Source organism: Salinicola tamaricis, from assembly GCF_003006155.1.
GTDB lineage: Bacteria > Pseudomonadota > Gammaproteobacteria > Pseudomonadales > Halomonadaceae > Salinicola > Salinicola tamaricis.
The window spans coordinates 3,040,860-3,054,261 of sequence record NZ_CP023559.1; the positions used below are offsets into that span (position 1 = coordinate 3,040,860).

Below are 13,402 nucleotides of genomic sequence, written 5' to 3' on the forward strand. Positions count from 1 at the left end.
GCGACACGATCGCTAACAGTAAGCTAGAGATCCCATCGCAGGAATCTCATGTCCTGTATGAGTCCGGGTTGCGTAAAAAGTTCCTCGCCGCCTGTTCGATGTCGCCTGAGCTGACGCCAACCTCCCGGAGGTAGGAAATTGACCGACATCGGCGGTTCCCAAGGCAGCAAGGAGCAGGAATAATGGCGCGATTCCTGGTTATTAGACGAAAGTATAAAGAGGGCGCTATGAACGCAGCTACGGACGGACGTCCCGCCGCCCGCGTCGCGATACTCATCGAGCTGGCGCTGGCCGTCGGCGGGTTCGCGATCGGTACTGGTGAATTCGCCATCATGGGGCTGATGCCGAACGTCGCCCAGGCACTCGGCGTCGGCGAGACCCAGGTCGGCCATCTGATCAGCGCCTATGCGCTGGGCGTGGTAGTGGGCGCGCCATTGATCGCGGTCTTCGGCGCCTATCTCTATCGGCGTCATCTGCTGCTGCTGCTGATGGCATTCTTCGCCATCGGCAACTTCGCCAGTGCCATGGCCCCGGGTTACGCCTCGCTGATGCTGTTCCGCTTCATCTCGGGATTGCCCCACGGGGCTACTTCGGGGTCGCTGCGCTGGTGGCAGCGTCGATGGTGCCGCCGCACAAGCGTGCCAAGGCGGTCAGCCGGGTGATGCTCGGCATCACCACCGCCATGCTGATCGGCAACCCGCTGGCGACCTGGCTGGGTCAATTGCTGAGCTGGCGCTACGCTTTCGGCCTGGTGGGGACGATCGGTCTGGTCACTGTGGTGCTGGTCTTCATCTATCTGCCGTTCAATCGCGATGAGGTGCGCAACAGCCCGCTGCGCGAGCTGACCGCACTGCGCCGCCGCCAGGTCTGGCTGACATTGGGCATCGGCGCGATCGGCTTTGCCGGCATGTTCTGTGTGTTCAGCTATCTCGCGCCGACGCTGATCCAGGTCACCGGCCTTGAAGAACATGGGTGCCGGTGATCCTGGCCGCGTTCGGCGTGGGGGCGATCCTCGGCAACATGGCCGGCGGCTGGCTGTTCGACCGCCTGCAGTTCCGTTCGGTGGGATGGATTCTGGGGTTCAGCGCGATCGTTCTGCTGCTGTTCCCACTGGCTGCGCATTCGGTATGGACGGTGTGGCTGGCCGGTACTGGCGGTCGGCGGCATGGTGGCACTGTCGCCGCCGCTGCAGATTCGGTTGATGGATGTGGCCAAGGACGCACAGACGCTGGCCGCGGCTTCCAATCATGCCGCTTTCAACGTGGCCAATGCGCTCGGTCCCTGGCTCGGTGGCCTGGCCATCACCGCGGGTTACGGCTGGACCTCCACCGGGATCGTCGGCGCAGTCATGGCGCTGGGTGGTCTTGTTATCTATGCGCTGGCGCGCTGGCAGGAGCCGAGCCGCGCCTCTGGCGAGGCCTGAACGACAGACGCCCCCGCGCGGGGGGGCGTCTCGATCGGGTAGCGACGCCGCGTCATGGGGTCGGCGCGGCGGCGGACGCCTCGGGATAGACACAGGGCTCCTGGCTAGGACAGCGTTCGCACTGAATGGCGATGCCCTCGGCGGGTATCTGGGCGGCGCCGGCTTCCGATAGTGCCTGTTCATGGCCGCAGGCGCGGCAGCAGGCGATCCAACGGTTGTTCGTCTGCGTCAGGGTGAACATGTCCATTGTTCGTCTCCTCATCGGGATTATCCAGAGTACGGTTAGGAGTCTAACGGGAAAGCGCAGCGAAATGCGACTTTGGTCTTATATGTCGAAGTGGCTGCGGGGCAGGCAAGAGCCTGTGCTGTGGTATGCCGAGGCGGCACTGGGCCGGGCGAAAGAGGCGGCACCGGGCAGCGCGAAAGAGGGAATACCGGGCCGCGAGCGCGGCACCGGATGGCCCCAACGATATTTCGAAAGGGGGCGCGGTCGACATCTTGCCGCGCCTGAATAGTGGCGTGGCTGAATAGTGGCGTGCCTAGGCTGCGTCCGGTTCGGGTCTCTACTGACGACTCCAGCGGGCGCGCAGATAGCCCACGACGCGGAACGGCGGGGTGCGCATGTTCTCCACGCTGACGCTCTGGAGCTGCTCGCCGCTGACGCGGATGCGCCCGGAGGTGAGGCGCTCCAGATACTGGATCTGCAGGCGTCCCTCGCGTTCGATCAGATAGAGCCCATCCTGCTGAAAGCGCTCGCTCGGGTGCACCGCTGCCAGATCACCCTCGTAGAGAAAGTCGAAGGTCTCACCCTCGGCGGGGGTGACCAGAAAGCAGTCGCGGGTCAGTAGCTGCGCCGTCGACAGCTCGACATCGAGCTCGTCGTTACCGGCGGCGGACTCCCAGGGCGCGCAGACGCGCGAGCGCAGCGCCAACAGCCCTTGTGGCTTGGCCGGTGCATCCACCGCCAGGGCGTTGAGGGAGTCGTCGTCGAGCAGTTGACGAATCGAACAGTCGAGCGCGGAGGTGAGAGCGACCAGGCGCGCATGCCCGATCTGCTTGATGGTGCCGGATTCCCAGTAGGAGATCGTGACGTCGGAAACTCCAACCCGGCGCGCCAACGCGGCTTTGCTCAGTCCGGCCTGGAGTCGAAGTTGTTTGATTCTTGGTCCTAGCCCGTCCATCCGTCCATCTCGCCTGCATAATGATGCGTTAGCATATCCACTCATCACCGAAGTTTGTTTCGGGTTGGTTGGAACGAGGTTCTCGACATTTATCGTAACGTGTCGGAATGTAAGAAAAATTCCGGCTGTCGAGGGGTTGCCGGAAAGTTTCGGATCGCTCTGCCCCGAGCGTTGGACGAGACGCTTGGAGCAGGGCGATCGTTCTGCACGATAATGAATCTTAGTGCCTTTCGTGCCGCTTGAACAATTCGTGTCGAAGTTTCTCCGCGTCGCAGTGACCGGTTGTGCCTGCAGGCAGCCGATGAGGGCGCGTATACTAGGGGTGTCGTGAGGCCCCTGCGCGAGCCGCATGGGGCATCTTTACAGGCCCAGGCCTGCTCTTTCATCAACGGATTGGATTCATGACTGTACGCACGCGTATCGCGCCTTCTCCGACCGGTGACCCCCATGTCGGGACGGCCTATATTGCGCTCTTCAACCTCTGCTTTGCGCGCCAGCACGGTGGGCAGTTCATCCTGCGGATCGAAGATACCGACCGCCAGCGCTCGACGCTGGAATCGGAACAGATGATCCTCGATTCGCTGAGCTGGATGGGGCTGAGCTGGGACGAGGGCCCGGACGTGGGTGGCCCTCACGGCCCCTATCGCCAGAGCGAGCGCGGCGAGATCTACGCCGAGCATGCCCAGCAGCTGCTGGATGCCGGCCACGCCTTCAAGTGCTATCGCACCAGCGAGGAGCTGGACGCGCTGCGCGAAGCGCGGCGTGAGGCGGGGCAACATCTGGCGCTCAAGTCCGGCGATCTGGCCCTGGACGAGGACGAGCGTGCACGCCGTGAAGCGGAGGGCTATCCCTACGTGATTCGCATGCACGTGCCGGACAGCGGGACCTGCGAGGTCGACGACATGCTGCGGGGTCGGATCGAGGTCGACTGGACCCAGGTCGACGCCCAGATTCTGCTCAAGTCCGACGGCATGCCCACCTACCATCTGGCCAACGTGGTCGATGACCATCTCATGGGGATCACCCATGTGCTGCGCGGTGAGGAGTGGATCAACTCGGCGCCCAAGCACCAGCTGCTCTACGCCTATTTCGGTTGGGAGATGCCGGTGCTGTGCCACATGCCGCTGCTGCGCAACCCCGACAAGTCGAAGCTGTCCAAGCGCAAGAATCCGACCTCGATCAATTACTATCGGCGCATGGGCTATCTGCCCCAGGCGTTGACCAACTATCTGGGCCGCATGGGCTGGTCGATGCCGGACGAGCGCGAGAAGTTCTCGCTCGACGAGATGATGGCCAGCTTCGATATCCAGCGGGTGTCGCTGGGTGGGCCGGTGTTCGATCTCGACAAGCTCACCTGGCTCAACGGCGTCTATATCCGTGAGGATCTGGACGACGCCGGGCTGCTCGAGGCGCTGCGCAGCTGGGCTTTCAATGAAGAATACGTGGGCCAGATCCTGCCGCAGATTCGTCCGCGAATCTCGACCCTGTCCGACGCCATTCCGCTCGCCGGGCACTTTTTCTCGGGGCTGCCGTCGATCAGCGCCGAGAGTTTCGATGGTGTGGCCCTGGAGCGGGAGTCGCTGGTCGAGCTGCTTCAGTTTCTGACCTGGCGCCTCGAAGCGGTCGGACGCTGGGAGAAGGCGGCGTTGCTCGACGTGTGCCAGTCACTCTCGGCAGCGCTCGAGCTGAAGATGAAGGCGTTCCTGGCCCCGGTGTTCATCGCCGTTACCGGTAGCGCGCACTCTACCTCGGTGCTCGATGCCATGGCGATCATCGGCTCCGACATGACGCGGGCGCGCCTGCGTCACGCCATCGAGGTGCTCGGCGGGGTCTCCAAGAAGCAGGCCAAGCGACTCGAGAAACGCTACCGAGAGCTCTGAGACGGGTCTTGGGCAGATCCGTCGACGCTCAAATAAAGTGTTGACGGATCAGTTAGATACCCGTATAGTTCGCCCCGTTCCTGAGACGGGGCCTTAGCTCAGCTGGGAGAGCGCGACACTGGCAGTGTCGAGGTCAGCGGTTCGATCCCGCTAGGCTCCACCAAGGAACATCGCGACCGATGTCGCATCTTTGCGTCCCATTCGTCTAGTGGTCTAGGACACCGCCCTTTCACGGCGGTAACAGGGGTTCGAACCCCCTATGGGACGCCACTTCTGTTTTTCCACATCCTGCTCCCTTTCGACCGTCAACCTGCGTGGCTGGCTGTTGATAACTCCTTTCCGATCGCTCTATAACGCTTGACAACGTGGCTGATTGTCCACTGTGTCCGATGGTGTCGTCGATACCCGCGGGTAAGCGGCTGAAATGCGTGTAGAACCTGCTTTTTCCTTATAAATCAGTGTTTTGCGGTTGATCAAAATTTGATCGATCTGTCTTCAGGGCGCCTGTCAGGGGGCCTGCGTGACATTATCTGGTGGTTTTGAACAGGGTTATCCACAGAATGTGTGGACATCTGCTGCGGCCAAAAAAAACCGCCGATAGTATCGGCGGTTACGGTTGAGCGAGTGCTGCCCGGGCGCGGATGTCAGCGCGAGCTGGAGTAGTCGCGCTTGGCGTGGCCGGTATAGAGCTGGCGCGGGCGACCGATGCGATAGCCGTTGCTGATCATCTCGTTCCAGTGGAGATCCAGCCGACGGTACGCGCCATCGCGAAGATCACGGTGAACATGTTGGTCGGAATACCGATCGCCTTGAGAATGATGCCGGAGTAGAAATCGACGTTGGGGTAGAGCTTGCGCTCGATGAAGTACTCGTCTTCCAGGGCAATCTGTTCGAGACGCTTGGCGATCTTGAGCTGCGGATCGTCGGCGATGCCGAGTTCTTTGAGCACCTCGTCGCAGGTCTCTTTCATCACCTTGGCGCGCGGGTCGAAGTTGCGATAGACCCGGTGGCCGAAGCCCATCAGCTTGAACGGATCGTTCTTGTCCTTGGCCTTGTCGATGAAGCGCTGGATGTTCTCTTCGGAGTCGTCGCCGATCTCGTCGAGCATCGCCAGTACCGCCTCGTTGGCGCCACCGTGAGCCGGGCCCCAGAGTGCGGCGATACCGGCGCTGATGCAGGCGAAGGGGTTGGCGCCGGTGGAGCCGGTCAGGCGTACCGTCGAGGTCGAGGCGTTCTGCTCGTGGTCGGCGTGGAGCATGAAGATGCGATCCATCGCCTTGGCCATGATCGGATTGACCTCGTAGCTCTCACACGGATTGCCGAACATCATGTGGAGGAAGTTTTCCGCGTAGTTGAGGTCGTTGCGCGGGTACATGAACGGCTGGCCGATATTGTACTTGTGGCACATGGCGGCCAGCGTCGGCATCTTGGCGATCAGGCGGATGGCGCTGACGTGGCGCTGCTCGGCGTCGTTGATGTCGAGGTTGTCGTGGTAGAACGCGGCCAGCCCGCCGACCACGCCACACAGGATCGCCATCGGATGGCGTCGCGACGGAAGCCCTTGTAGAAGTTGACGATCTGCTCGTGAACCATGGTGTGACGGCTGACCGTCTCGGAGAAGTCGCGGTACTGCTCGGCGGTGGGAAGTTCGCCGAACATCAGCAGGTAGCTGAGTTCCAAATAGTTGGAGTTTGTCGGCCAACTGCTCGATGGGGTAGCCACGGTGAAGCAGTACGCCGGCTGCGCCATCGATGTAGGTGATGCCCGACTCGCAGGCGGCGGTGGCGACGAAGCCCGGGTCGTAGGTGAACAGCCCTTCGCCGGTCAGGCTGCGCACATCGACGACATCCGGTCCGAGCGTGCCGGAATAGACCGGAAATTCAATCGTCTTGTCGACACCATCGACGGAAAGTTTCGCTTTTCTGTCAGCCATGTAAGGCCTCCCTATCGTGACATAACCCTTTGTCTTTCCTGCTGTGCGGGCAAAAAGAGTCCGCCCACTATAGGTTTCCGTAAGGGTTTGTCAATTCGCCAAGCAGGTTTGACAACGGCTTCTATAAGCGGGTTCGCACATTGTCGACACTTTGCGTTGACAATGCGTCTCGTGACCTGTTTCTTGCCCAGCGCGCCTGCCCGCGTCCAGCGGTTAAATGTGTCGCGGCGAGATGCCGGACGCCGCCAGGATTGTCGCTATACTGATACAGGCAGAGCCGCCTCGGCCGAGGCGGCTCTGCCGGGGCGGCAGGCGGAAGATTCCGTGCTGCGTCTTCTTGCGGCCGGGATCTGGAGTGTAGTCGCTGAGGTGAGGTGTCGCCGTGGCGTCGGCGGCCCGCCGCGGAGAGGGTGGAGTCATGGCGCAGGGCAGCGCTTCTGGCGGGTGCCGCGGGCAGGCAGTCTGGGGTCGTTCTGGGCATGACGAAAGTTGTAGTCGTTTGTCATGCCGGCCCTCAAACCCTATAATCTTCTCCCGCGCGATATGGCATCGTCAGCTCGGCCTGGGCCGCAGGGAAACCAGTTCCGCGACCGAGATCCTGCTTCTAAAAACCACAGCCCAAACGGGCCAGACCCGTCTGGGTCAAGAGAGTGTTGAACAGCCGTGAATAGCAAACGTCCAGTAAACCTCGACCTGTCTACCATCCACTTTCCACTCCCCGCACTGACCTCCATTACTCACCGCGTTACCGGCGTCATCCTGTTCGTCGGGCTGATCTTCGGCTTTTGGGCCCTGGATAAGTCGCTCTCCTCGCCGCAGGGGTTCGAGACAGTGAGCGATGTGCTGGCGCACAACGTACTGGCCAAGCTGGTCGCCTGGGGTCTGCTCTCGGCGCTCGGATTTCACTTCGTGGCCGGTATCAAGCACCTGCTGATGGATGCCGGCTACGGCGTCGATCTCGAAGGCGGTACGCGTAAGGCGCAGATCACGGTCGTGGTCAGCGCTGTTCTGGTGGTTCTGGCAGGAGTCTGGGTATGGTAACCAACATCACGAATCTCGGTCGCAGCGGCCTCTCCGACTGGCTGATCCAGCGCGTCTCGGCGCTCGTCCTGGCGGTCTACGCGCTGTTTCTGGTCGCCTATCTGCTGTTCCACCCCAATCTCGACTACGTCACCTGGAGTGGTCTGTTCGCGCAGACCTGGATGCGTATCTTCTCGCTGCTGGCCTTCATCTCGATGGCCGCACACGCCTGGGTCGGTCTGTGGACCATCTCCACCGACTACCTCAAGCACACCGGCGCGCGTTTCGGTTTCCAGGCCGTCGTGATTCTCGCCATCTTCGTTTTTCTGGTGTGGGGCGTACAAGTCCTCTGGGGAGCCTGATCCATGTCTACCATGCGAAACCTGACATTCGACGCCATCATCATCGGCGGTGGCGGTTCCGGCCTGCGCGCGGCGCTCGAGCTGGCCAAGTCCGGCAAGAAGACGGCGGTGCTGTCCAAGGTCTTCCCGACCCGCTCGCACACGGTCTCCGCCCAGGGTGGCATCACCTGTGCCATTGCCTCTGCCGACCCCAACGATGACTGGCGCTGGCACATGTACGACACCGTCAAGGGCGGTGACTACATCACTGACCAGGACGCTGCCGAATACATGTGCACCGAGGGCCCCAAGGCGGTCTTCGAGCTCGAGCACATGGGGCTGCCGTTCTCGCGCTTCGACAACGGCCGCATCTATCAGCGCCCGTTCGGCGGTCAGTCCAAGGATTTCGGCAAGGGCGGCCAGGCGGCACGTACCTGTGCCGCGGCCGACCGTACCGGCCATGCGCTGCTGCACACGCTGTACCAAAACAACCTGAAGAACAACACGGTGTTCCTCGACGAGTGGTATGCCATCGATCTGGTCAAGAATGCCAATGGCGACGTGGTCGGCTGCATCGCGCTGTGCATCGAGACCGGTGAAATCGTGCACGTCAAGTCCAAGGCCACCGTGCTGGCCACCGGCGGCGCGGGCCGTATCTACGCCTCCACCACCAACGCCCTGATCAACACCGGTGACGGTATCGGCATGGCGCTGCGCGCCGGCTTCCCGGTGCAGGACATCGAGATGTGGCAGTTCCACCCGACCGGTATCCACGGTGCCGGCTGTCTGGTGACCGAGGGCTGTCGCGGCGAGGGCGGCTACCTGATCAACAAGGATGGCGAGCGTTTCATGGAGCGCTACGCGCCCAACGCCAAGGATCTGGCTGGCCGCGACGTGGTCGCCCGTGCCATGGTCATGGAAGTGCTGGAAGGGCGCGGCTGTGGCGAGAACGCCGACCACGTCATGCTCAAGCTCGACCACCTGGGCGAAGAGGTGCTGATGAAGCGCCTGCCGGGCATCGTCGAACTCTCCAAGACTTTCGCTCACGTCGATCCGGTCAAGGAGCCGATCCCGGTCACCCCGACCTGCCACTACATGATGGGCGGTATTCCGACCAACGTTCACGGCCAGGCGCTGACCCAGGACAAGGACGGCAACGACGCCATCATCAATGGTCTGTTCGCGTGTGGCGAGGCGGCCTGCGTCTCGGTTCACGGCGCCAACCGTCTGGGCGGTAACTCGCTGCTCGACCTGGTGGTCTTCGGTCGCGCTGCGGGCATCTACATCGAGAAGGCGCTCAACGAAGGTATCGACTACCTCGACGCTTCGCAGTCGGACGTCGACAGCGCCATGGCGCGCCTGTCGCGCTGGAACGAATCCAGCGGTGGCGAGTCGGTCTCCGAGCTCAAGGCCGAGCTGCAGAGCACCATGCAGAACGCCTTCGGGGTCTTCCGCCAGGAAGACAACATGCAGGAGGGCGTGAGCAAGCTGGCCGAGCTGCGCGGGCGGATCGCCGAAGCGCACCTGAGTGACAAGTCCAACGCCTTCAACACCGCGCGGGTCGAAGCGCTCGAGCTCGACAACCTGCTCGAAGTGGCCGAAGCGACCGCCATCGCGGCGCTGGAGCGCAAGGAGAGCCGCGGTGCTCACTCGCGCTACGACTATCCGGATCGTGACGACGTCAACTGGCTCAAGCACTCGCTGTTCCATCCGGGTGACAAGCGCGTGACCAAGCGTGAGGTCAACTTCACGCCGAAGACGGTCGATACCTTCGAGCCGAAAATCCGTACCTACTGAGGGGGTTGTCACGCATGTCCAGTCTTCAGGTTTCCGTATATCGCTACAACCCCGAGACCGACTCCGCGCCCTATATGCAGGAGTTTCAGATCGACACCCAGGGGCGCGATCTGATGGTTCTCAACGTGCTGACCATGATCAAGGATCAGGACAGCTCTCTGGCCTTTCGTCGTAGCTGCCGCGAAGGGGTCTGCGGCTCCGACGGCATGAACATGAACGGCAAGAACGGTCTGGCCTGCATCACCGCGCTGTCCGAGGTGGTCAAGGACAACAAGCTGGTGCTGCGTCCGCTGCCGGGTCTGCCGGTCATGCGCGATCTGGTGGTCGACATGGGGCTGTTCTACAAGCAGTACGAGCGCATGCAGCCGTATCTGCAGAACGACACTGCGGCACCGGCGATCGAGCGGCTGCAGTCGCCGGAGGAGCGCGACAAGCTCGACGGCCTCTACGAGTGCATCCTGTGCGCTTGTTGTTCGACCTCGTGCCCGTCGTTCTGGTGGAACCCGGACAAGTTCGTCGGCCCGGCCGGCCTGCTCCAGGCCTACCGTTTCCTCGCCGACTCGCGCGACAACGCCACCCAGGCGCGTCTGGCCGAGCTCGAGGACCCGTTCAGCCTGTTCCGCTGCCGCGGCATCATGAACTGCGTCTCGGTATGCCCCAAGGGTCTCAATCCGACCCGGGCCATCGGCAAGATTCGGGAAATGCTGCTGTCCAACGCCACCTGAGCACGGGCGCGGGCATCTACGACTTAAATCGTAGCGCGCGGCTTGTTATCATGTGCCGCGCTCGCCGGCTGCGACACCGTGTCGCAGTCGAGCCGACTATCAGAATGCTGGCCGGTGCCTCGTGCACCGGCTTTTAACGATCATGACGCCGCTTCGCCTACATGGTCGTAACGCCGTCTCGCGACGGTGACGGAGTGACGCCGTGACGCAGATCGCGACCGGCGCCGACAACACCCCATCAGTGCAGGGTGAACGAGATATGCAAGAAGGCATAATGGAGTTGATGTGGCGCACTTCCCACATGAGCGGCGGTAACGCTCACTACGTGGAAGCGCTCTACGAGCAGTATCTGAACGATCCCTCGACTGTGCCCGACGAGTGGCGCCAGGCCTTCGATCAGTTGCCCGGTTGGAAGGTACCCCCGCTCATGATGTCCCCCTGAGCCCCATCCGGGAGCAGTTCTACCAGCTGGCGCGCGAGCGTCGTCCGGGGCAGGCCGCCCCCAGCACCGCCGGCAGCAGCGAGAATCGCAAGCAGGTCAAGGTACTGCAGCTGATCAACGCCTACCGCTTCCGCGGCCATCAGCGCGCCGACATCGACCCCCTCGGTCTGCGCCAGGCCGAGACCGTGCCCGACCTCGATCTCTCTTTCCACGACCTCACCCAGGCCGACATGAACACCGTGTTCCAGACCGGTTCGTTCTTCCTGGGCAAGGATGAGGCGCCGCTCAAGGAGATCGTCGAGGCGCTGGATCAGACCTACTGCCGGGCGATCGGCTGCGAGTTCATGCACATCGTCAACACCGAGGAGAAGCGCTGGCTGCAGCAGCGCTTCGAGTCGGTACGCTCGAAGCCCAAGTACAGCCAGAGCGATCGCGAGCATCTGCTCGAGCGACTCACCGCCGCCGAGGGGCTGGAAGCTACCTCGCCTCCAAGTATCCGGGTACCAAGCGTTTCGGCCTGGAAGGTGGCGAATCCTTCATTCCGATGATGGACGAGGTGATCCAGCGCAGCGGTACCTACGGCGTCAAGGAAGTGGTCATCGGCATGGCCCACCGGGGCCGTCTCAATCTGCTGGTCAATATCCTCGGCAAGAGCCCGTCGGAGCTGATCGACGAGTTCGACGGCAAGAAGCAGCTCGAGCGCGGTTCCGGTGACGTCAAGTATCACCAGGGCTTCAGCTCCAACGTCATGACGCCGGGCGGCGAAGTGCACCTGGCACTGGCCTTCAACCCCTCCCACCTGGAGATCGTCTCTCCGGTGGTCGAGGGGTCGGTGCGCGCGCGTCAGGACCGTCGCGACGACGTCGATGGCGAGCAGGTGCTGCCGGTGGTGATCCACGGCGATGCCGCCTTCGCCGGTCAGGGCGTGGTCATGGAGACCTTCCAGATGTCGCAGACCCGCGGTTACAAGACCGGCGGCACGCTGCACATCGTGATCAACAACCAGGTCGGTTTCACCACGTCGCGCCCCGACGACGCGCGCTCCACCGAATACTGCACCGACATCGCCAAGATGGTTCAGGCGCCGATCTTCCACGTCAACGGCGACGACCCGGAAGCCGTGCTGCATGCGACCCAGGTGGCGGTGGACTATCGCAAGGCGTTCAAGCGCGACGTGGTCATCGACCTGGTCTGCTACCGCCGCGCGGTCACAACGAGGCCGACGAGCCCTCCGGCACTCAGCCGCTGATGTACGCCAAGATCAAGTCGCACAAGTCGACGCGCACGCTCTACGTCGAGCAGCTGATCGAGGAGGGCGTGCTCACCGAGGAGCAGGCCAAGCAGATGGGCGAGCAGTATCGCGACGATCTGCTGGCCGGCAATCACGTCGCCAATGCGCTGGTGAAACAGCCCAACACCGGCCTGTTCGTCGACTGGACCCCGTACCTGGGCCACGAGTGGAGCGGTGACACCGATACCAGCTGCGATCTCGAACACCTGCGTCAGCTGGCGCAGAAGATGAGCGAGATTCCCAACGGGGTCGAGGTTCAGCGCCAGGTATCACGGGTCTACGAAGAGCGTCGCAAGATGCTCGCCGGCAACCAGCCGCTCAACTGGGGCTTCGCCGAGACCCTGGCCTACGCCACCCTGGTCGACGCCGACCATCCGGTGCGACTGACCGGCCAGGACGCCGGCCGCGGGACCTTCTCCCACCGCCACGCCGTGGTCCACAACCAGGAAGACGGCTCGACCTACATTCCGCTGCAGCATCAAGGAAGGGCAGCCGAACTTCACCATCCACGACTCCTTCCTCTCTGAGGAGGCGGTGCTGGCGTTCGAGTACGCTACGCTACCACTACGCCAATGCGCGATCATCTGGGAGGCCCAGTTCGGGGACTTCTTCAACGGCGCTCAGGTCGTGGTCGACCAGTTCATCTCCTCGGGCGAGTCGAAGTGGGCACGTCTGTGCGGGCTGACGCTGCTGCTGCCGCACGGTTACGAAGGCCAGGGGCCGGAGCACTCCTCCGCGCGTCTCGAGCGCTTCCTGCAGCTGTGCGCCGAGCACAACATGCAGGTGTGCGTGCCGACTACTCCGGCGCAGATCTTCCATCTGCTGCGGCGCCAGGTGATCCGTCCGCTGCGCAAGCCGCTGATCGTGATGTCGCCCAAGAGTCTGCTGCGTCACAAGGATGCCACGTCGACCATGGAAGAGCTGTCCGACGGCCGCTTCCAGATGGTCATCCCGGACATCGGCGAGCGCGATCCGCAGGCGGTCAAGCGGGCAGTCATCTGCTCGGGCAAGGTCTACTACGATCTGGCCAGCTACCGCGCCGAGAATCAGCGTGACGATACCGCGATCATTCGTGTCGAGCAGCTCTACCCCTTCCCCAAGGAAGAGCTGTTCGACGCGCTCAAGGCCTTTCCGAACCTGGAACAGGTCGTCTGGTGTCAGGAAGAGCCGCTCAACCAGGGCGCCTGGTATCAGAGCCAGCATCATCTTCGCCTGGTGGCGAGCATGGTGCGCGAAGGGTTGGACCACAGCCTCAAGTTCGCGGGTCGTCCGGCATCCGCCGCGCCCGCCGCAGGCTACATGTCGGTCCACGTGGCACAACAGAGCCAGCTGGTCGACGACGCCTTCAACGCCTGAGGCGCCATGCTGC

General features: G+C 62.7%; 9 protein-coding genes, 2 tRNA genes and 2 pseudogenes. 10 read left to right on the forward strand and 3 right to left on the reverse strand.

Annotation, left to right across the window (positions count from 1 at the left end; all coding sequences use genetic code 11):
* Positions 1-341: 341 nt before the first annotated feature.
* Together CN538_RS23105 and CN538_RS23110 are read left to right on the forward strand one after the other, a co-directional pair.
* Positions 342-982, forward strand: a pseudogene (locus CN538_RS23105) (MFS transporter).
* A gap of 183 nt (positions 983-1,165) precedes the next feature.
* Positions 1,166-1,423, forward strand: a complete 258-nt coding sequence (locus CN538_RS23110) for a hypothetical protein (protein ID WP_242495134.1) — start codon at positions 1,166-1,168, stop codon at positions 1,421-1,423.
* A 52-nt stretch (positions 1,424-1,475) separates the two neighbouring features.
* On the opposite strand, the gene CN538_RS14030 is transcribed toward CN538_RS23110, so the two are convergent.
* Positions 1,476-1,670 (reverse strand): hypothetical protein, encoded by a 195-nt coding sequence (locus CN538_RS14030; protein ID WP_106419837.1) that lies wholly within the window; start codon positions 1,668-1,670, stop codon positions 1,476-1,478.
* Positions 1,671-1,986: 316 nt separating this feature from the next.
* The gene (locus CN538_RS25340; protein WP_422917509.1) at positions 1,987-2,649 is read right to left on the reverse strand and encodes a helix-turn-helix domain-containing protein; all 663 of its coding nucleotides are present in this window, start codon (positions 2,647-2,649) and stop codon (positions 1,987-1,989) included.
* Positions 2,650-3,005: 356 nt separating this feature from the next.
* Between CN538_RS25340 and gltX the strand changes: the two genes are divergently transcribed.
* The 3 genes from gltX to CN538_RS14050 all read left to right on the forward strand — a co-directional run bounded on the left by gltX (position 3,006) and on the right by CN538_RS14050 (position 4,754).
* Entirely contained in the window at positions 3,006-4,484 is a 1,479-nt protein-coding gene (gltX, locus tag CN538_RS14040; protein ID WP_106419839.1) for a glutamate--tRNA ligase, read from the forward strand.
* Between the two features lie 87 nt (positions 4,485-4,571).
* A tRNA-Ala gene (locus CN538_RS14045) sits at positions 4,572-4,647 on the forward strand.
* Between the two features lie 31 nt (positions 4,648-4,678).
* Positions 4,679-4,754 (forward strand) — tRNA-Glu (locus CN538_RS14050).
* Positions 4,755-5,208: 454 nt separating this feature from the next.
* Here CN538_RS14050 and gltA read toward each other — a convergent pair.
* Positions 5,209-6,417, reverse strand: a complete 1,209-nt coding sequence (gene gltA / locus CN538_RS14055; RefSeq protein WP_106419840.1) for a citrate synthase — start codon at positions 6,415-6,417, stop codon at positions 5,209-5,211.
* A gap of 663 nt (positions 6,418-7,080) precedes the next feature.
* Here gltA and sdhC point away from each other — a divergent pair.
* The 5 genes and pseudogenes from sdhC to CN538_RS14080 all read left to right on the forward strand — a co-directional run bounded on the left by sdhC (position 7,081) and on the right by CN538_RS14080 (position 13,389).
* Positions 7,081-7,458 (forward strand): succinate dehydrogenase, cytochrome b556 subunit, encoded by a 378-nt coding sequence (sdhC, locus tag CN538_RS14060; protein ID WP_106419841.1) that lies wholly within the window; start codon positions 7,081-7,083, stop codon positions 7,456-7,458.
* The gene (gene sdhD, locus CN538_RS14065) at positions 7,452-7,799 is read left to right on the forward strand and encodes a succinate dehydrogenase, hydrophobic membrane anchor protein (RefSeq protein WP_035470653.1); all 348 of its coding nucleotides are present in this window, start codon (positions 7,452-7,454) and stop codon (positions 7,797-7,799) included. Before sdhC ends, sdhD begins: the two co-directional genes overlap by 7 nt.
* Before the next feature lie 3 nt (positions 7,800-7,802).
* Positions 7,803-9,575 carry a succinate dehydrogenase flavoprotein subunit gene (gene sdhA, locus CN538_RS14070; protein ID WP_106419842.1) on the forward strand — a complete coding sequence of 591 codons (1,773 nt, stop codon included), beginning with the start codon at positions 7,803-7,805 and terminating at the stop codon, positions 9,573-9,575.
* Positions 9,576-9,589: 14 nt separating this feature from the next.
* Entirely contained in the window at positions 9,590-10,300 is a 711-nt protein-coding gene (locus CN538_RS14075) for a succinate dehydrogenase iron-sulfur subunit (protein ID WP_035470655.1), read from the forward strand.
* 259 nt (positions 10,301-10,559) lie between these two features.
* A pseudogene (locus tag CN538_RS14080) lies at positions 10,560-13,389 on the forward strand (2-oxoglutarate dehydrogenase E1 component).
* The last annotated feature ends 13 nt before the right edge of the window (positions 13,390-13,402 follow it).

Bases quoted from the DNA above. Each gene is read 5' to 3' on its own strand.
- CN538_RS23110 (WP_242495134.1), top strand. From the start codon at position 1,166: ATGGTGGCACTGTCGCCGCCGCTGCAGATTCGGTTGATGGATGTGGCC.
- CN538_RS14030 (WP_106419837.1), bottom strand. From the start codon at position 1,670: ATGGACATGTTCACCCTGACGCAGACGAACAACCGTTGGATCGCCTGC.
- CN538_RS25340 (WP_422917509.1), bottom strand. From the start codon at position 2,649: ATGAGTGGATATGCTAACGCATCATTATGCAGGCGAGATGGACGGATG.
- gltX (WP_106419839.1), top strand. From the start codon at position 3,006: ATGACTGTACGCACGCGTATCGCGCCTTCTCCGACCGGTGACCCCCAT.
- gltA (WP_106419840.1), bottom strand. From the start codon at position 6,417: ATGGCTGACAGAAAAGCGAAACTTTCCGTCGATGGTGTCGACAAGACG.
- sdhD (WP_035470653.1), top strand. From the start codon at position 7,452: ATGGTAACCAACATCACGAATCTCGGTCGCAGCGGCCTCTCCGACTGG.
- sdhA (WP_106419842.1), top strand. From the start codon at position 7,803: ATGTCTACCATGCGAAACCTGACATTCGACGCCATCATCATCGGCGGT.
- CN538_RS14075 (WP_035470655.1), top strand. From the start codon at position 9,590: ATGTCCAGTCTTCAGGTTTCCGTATATCGCTACAACCCCGAGACCGAC.